Annotated in this window: 1 protein-coding gene; it reads right to left on the bottom strand. The window is 54.3% G+C overall.

Features of this window, described 5'->3' with window-relative positions:
• Nucleotides 1-416, bottom strand: a 416-nt coding sequence (locus A3739_RS26380) for an ammonium transporter (RefSeq protein ID WP_369821125.1), incomplete at its 3' end; no start/stop codon positions are given.
• Nucleotides 417-431 lie beyond the last annotated feature (15 nt).

Consider the following 431-nt stretch of genomic DNA (forward strand, 5'->3'; position numbering starts at 1 on the left):
GCACACAAACCAATTACAATTGCTGCTGCAGGGCTGACAGATCCAGATGCTGGTGTGATAGTACCAAGTCCCGCGACCATACCGGTTACGATTCCAAGAACCGATGGCTTGCCGAACTTTTTCCATTCGCATGCCATCCACGCTAAAGAGCCCATTGCTGCAGATAGGTGTGTTGCGATAAGAGCCATCGCCGCGTCTTCGTTTGCGCCAAGCGCTGAACCCGCGTTAAAGCCGAACCAGCCAACCCAAAGCATGCCTGCACCTGTAACAGTCATTGTCATGTTGTGCGGAGGCATCGCAGTTTGTGGCCAGTTACGACGATTGCCAATCACAAGCGCTGCAACAAGCGCCGCTACACCTGCCGTGATGTGAACAACAATGCCGCCAGCGAAATCTAGAACGCCTAGATCGCTCAACCAACCGCCGCCCCA

It is taken from the genome of Oleiphilus sp. HI0067 (assembly GCF_001635735.1).